Here is a 4,129-nt window from a genome sequence, read left to right as displayed (position 1 = left end):
GCGTGAGCATCGGGTACGCGGCCAGCGACACGCTGGCCTTGTAGAAAAAGCTCATCGAGGCGATCTCGACCACCGTGGGCAGTTGCATGCCACCGAGTTCAACGTCCTTGCTGGCGGCCATCAGGCCGGCCTCGTTGAAGGCGGCCATCGCCACGGGTGTTTCCTTGGGCAGCGTCACGGTGACGCCGTCGAAGGTCGGCTCGTGTTCGTCGGTCAGGCGGTTGATGGGAGCGAACTGCTCGTTGGCGATTTTTTCGCTGAGGTCGAGCACGGCGTCGAAGGTCTCGCGGCTGTGCTCGGCATGGCGCTCGCGCTGGCACAGGGTCTCGGCCTTGAGCCAGTCGTGCAGCAGGAAGTCAACGGTGGCGCGGTGGGTCATGGTTCGGCTCTTGGGAACTTCGTGGGAACGGGTTGAACAGGTTGACGGGGACAGATGGCGAGGCGCTCACGCCCCCTGATCGCCATGGGGCGCCTGCACGGCGGCCGTCAGCGCCCCGTGAAAACGGCCTCTCGCCGTTCGATGAAGGAGCGAACGCCCTCGGCTGCGTCTTCGCTTTGCATCACCGGCAGCATCTCCTTGAACAGGTGCTGGGCTGCCACAGCATCGCCCTCGTGCATCGCCAGGCGGCTGGACTTCAGGATGTTCTGCACGCCCAGCGGCGCAGCCTTGGCGATCTGCTCGGCGATCTCGCGGGCCCTGGCGAGTTGCTGCCCAGCGGGCACCACCTCTTGCACCAAGCCAGTTCGCAAGGCTTCATCTGCATACCAGAAATCACCCGTCAGCAAGTAGCGCTGAGCGGCACCCCAGCCCATCTGCTTGGGCAGGCGCAGCGTGGCCCCAGCACACGGGAAGATGCCGCGCTTGACCTCGAGCATCGCAAAGCGCGTGTCGTCAGCGGCGACCCGCACTTCGGTGTTGAGCAGGATCTCGACACCCCAGGTGAAGCAGTTGCCCTGCACCGCCATGACGATGGGCTTGCGGTGGCGCTCGCCGAACAGGCCGAAGGGGTCGACCTCACCGGCAGGCACCTCGAAGCCCTTGCCATTGCCGAAGATGGGCGCCCACTTGTCCAGCTCGACGCCAGAGGTGAAGTGCTTGCCATCGCCGTGCAGCAGGGCCACGCGCAGCTCGGGGTTGCGATTGAGTTCACCCAGCGCACGCGCCAGGTCCAGGTACATCTCAGGCGACAAGGCGTTGTGCTTGTCGGCCCGGTTGACCTGGATCTCCAGGATGTGGCCGTTGACCAGGGTTTCGATGTGCGCCATGGCGGGCTCCTTGCCGTTTCAGGAAAAAGCGATCAATCAGCCCGTGAACCCCTTGCCCTCGGCTGCCAGCTTGGCCAGCAGCGGCGCAGGCGTCCAGAACGCGGGGTCGGAGCCGCCGTTCGAAGCAAAGCCCTTCATCAGCTCGATCACCTTGGGCAGGCCCAGCATGTCGGCGTAGAGCATCGGGCCACCGCGATAGACCGGGAAGCCATAGCCCGTGAGGTAAACCATGTCGATGTCCGAAGCCTTCGAGGCGATGCCCTCCTCCAGAATCAGGGCGCCCTCGTTGACCATGGCCAGCACCAGACGCTGCACGATCTCGTCGTCGCTGATCTGGCGGGGCGTGACGCCCTTGTCAGCGCGCACCTTGTCGATGCAGCCTTGCACCTCGGCCGAGGGGATGGGCTCGCGCTTGCCGGCTTCGTAGTCGTACCAGCCCTTGCCCACCTTCTGGCCGAAGCGGCCGAGCTCACAGATGGCGTCGCCCACCGGGCTGTAGATGACGTCAGGGCGCTCGACCTTGCGGCGCTTGCGGATGGCAAAGCCGATGTCGTTGCCCGCCAGGTCGCCCACGCGGAAGGGGCCCATGGCGAAGCCGAAGGCCTCAGCGGCCTTGTCCACCTGCTGCACCGTGGCGCCCTCTTCCACCAGGAAGAAGCCCTGGCGCACGTACTGCTCAAACATGCGGTTGCCGATGAAGCCATCGCACACGCCCGAGACCACGGCGACCTTCTTGATCTTCTTGGCCACGGCCATCACGGTGGCCATCACGTCCTTGGCGGTGTGCTTGCTGCGCACCACTTCGAGCAGGCGCATCACGTTGGCCGGGCTGAAGAAGTGCAGGCCCACCACGTCGGCGGGGCGCTTGGTCACTTCGGCGATCTTGTCCACGTCCAGCGTCGAGGTGTTGGACGCCAGGATGGCGCCGGGCTTCATCACGGCATCCAGCTTGGTGAAGACCTGCGACTTCACGCCGAAGTCCTCGAACACAGCCTCGATCACCATGTCGGCCTGGGCGATGTCGTCGTAGCTGAGCGTCGTGCTCAGCAGGCTCATGCGCTGCTCGTACTTGTCCTGCGCCAGCTTGCCCTTGGCCACTTGCGCCTCGTAGTTCTTGCGGATGGTGCCCACGCCGCGGTCGATGGCTTCCTGCTTCATCTCCAGCAGCTTGACCGGGATGCCGGCGTTGAGGAAGCACATGGTGATGCCGCCGCCCATGGTGCCAGCACCGATCACAGCCACCTGCTTGATGTCGCGCAGCGGGGTGTCGGCGGGCACATCGGGGATCTTGCTGGCAGCGCGCTCGCCGAAGAACGAATGGCGCAGGGCACGGGCCTGGTCACCGGTCACCAGGCCTTCGAAGACCTCGCGCTCGAACTGGATGCCTGCGTCCAGGCCCAGCTGGGTGGCGGCTTCGACGCAGTCCACGCAGCGCTGCGGGGCGATCAGGTTCTTGCGGGACTTGGCCAGCTCGGCGCGGGCCTTGTTGAAGGCATCGGCATCGGCAGGAGCTGCCACCTTCAGGTCGCGCACGGAAGGCAGCGGGCGCACACCGGCAACGTCCTTGGCAAAAGCGATGGCAGCGGGCAGCAGCTCGCCATCGACCAGCTTGTCGAACAGCTTCTGGCCCGGCGCAGCAGCCAGCTTCTCGGACATCACCGAGGCGCCGGTGGTGATCATTTGCAGGGCGGTCTCGACACCCAGCACGCGCGGCAAGCGCTGCGTGCCGCCGGCACCCGGCACGATGCCGATGTTCACCTCGGGCAGCGCGATCTGCGTGCCCTTGGCCACCACACGGAAATGGCAGCCCAGGGCCAGCTCGAGCCCACCGCCCATGGCCACGCCATGGATGGCGGCGACAACGGGCTTGGCCGAACGCTCGACCGCTTCGATGGTGACGTGCAGGTTGGGTTCGGCAAAAGCCTTCGGGCTGCCGAACTCGCGGATGTCCGCGCCGCCGCAGAACACCTTGCCCGAGCCGATGATCACCACTGCCTGCACGGCGGCGTCGGCCTGAGCCTTCTGGATGCCATCCACGATGCCTGCCCGGGTGCTTTGACCCAGGCCGTTGACAGGGGGGTTGTCCAGGGAGATGACGGCCACGCCGTCGGTGACTTGGTAGGTAGCGCTCATGGCAATGTCGGTGAGTGAATTGAAAACACGCGCACACCGCCCCTGCCCCGGCTGGGAGAAGAAGGCTGGCGGCGTCCGCACAGCAATCCGCAATTCTGACAATGGATCTTGTAAGAATTGAGCTAGATTCTGACACAGCTCGAGAAGCCTTGCTCGGTGCCCTTGCGCGCCGAACCACAAGCCTCGCACAACCACTTCCGTTTCGGCACCTCGGTTTGTCCGGTTGACCTCTGCGGGCCGATGTCGGGCATGCCTGACGACAGGGCTGTCGCAGCTGATTTCTTGCAGCCCTGATCGCTTTCTCAAAGCGCTAATTCGTCATCGCGAATCGCCGCGCATGCACCGAGGTCCGATCAGATCAGGGCGCCCCAAACCGCCCCTTTGCACCCTGCCGTCAGGGTCTGAGACGCATCCGCGCCTCGATCGCCTTCAACGCACCGCAAGGAAACCACCGACATGTCCAAGTACCTCAAGGGCTGGCTGATGCCAGCACTGGGCGCCTTCTTCTTCCTCACCCTGCTGCAAGGCGGTTGGTGGATGTGGGCCCCATTTGCAGCCGCCATCGTGTTCTTCATCGGCGCCGATGCGCTGCTGCCGCGTGACCTGTCAGAGCCACCGCGCATGCAGTTCGCAGCCCTGCTGAACCTGCCGCTCTACCTGATGCTGCCCCTGTTGGCGCTGTTGAATTTCACGGTGCTGTGGATGTTCGGCTCGGGCGACTTCCTGGGTT

The 4,129-nt window shown here is 64.9% G+C and carries 3 protein-coding genes and 1 pseudogene; 1 reads left to right on the top strand and 3 read right to left on the bottom strand.

The genetic code is table 11. The features are described 5' to 3' along the window. From B2W70_RS10615 to B2W70_RS10605, 3 genes are all read right to left on the bottom strand, one after another. Positions 1–379 (bottom strand): acyl-CoA dehydrogenase family protein (locus B2W70_RS10615; protein ID WP_286745567.1); only part of this gene is annotated, 379 nt, incomplete at its 3' end. Positions 380–486: 107 nt separating this feature from the next. Continuing rightward, entirely contained in the window at positions 487–1,266 is a 780-nt protein-coding gene (locus tag B2W70_RS10610; protein ID WP_286745565.1) for a crotonase/enoyl-CoA hydratase family protein, read from the bottom strand. A gap of 36 nt (positions 1,267–1,302) precedes the next feature. Continuing rightward, on the bottom strand, positions 1,303–3,399 hold the full coding sequence (locus B2W70_RS10605) for a 3-hydroxyacyl-CoA dehydrogenase NAD-binding domain-containing protein (protein ID WP_286745563.1): 2,097 nt from the start codon (positions 3,397–3,399) through the stop codon (positions 1,303–1,305). 456 nt (positions 3,400–3,855) lie between these two features. Here B2W70_RS10605 and B2W70_RS10600 point away from each other — a divergent pair. Then, positions 3,856–4,129: pseudogene (locus B2W70_RS10600) on the top strand (hypothetical protein); the annotation flags it as partial.

The sequence above is a fragment of the Aquabacterium sp. UBA2148 genome, assembly GCF_002328915.1.
GTDB classification, from domain to species: Bacteria; Pseudomonadota; Gammaproteobacteria; order Burkholderiales; family Burkholderiaceae_C; genus Aquabacterium; species Aquabacterium parvum.
Note: the sequence above shows the minus strand (reverse complement) of the source record. Positions and strands in the feature narration are given on the sequence as shown.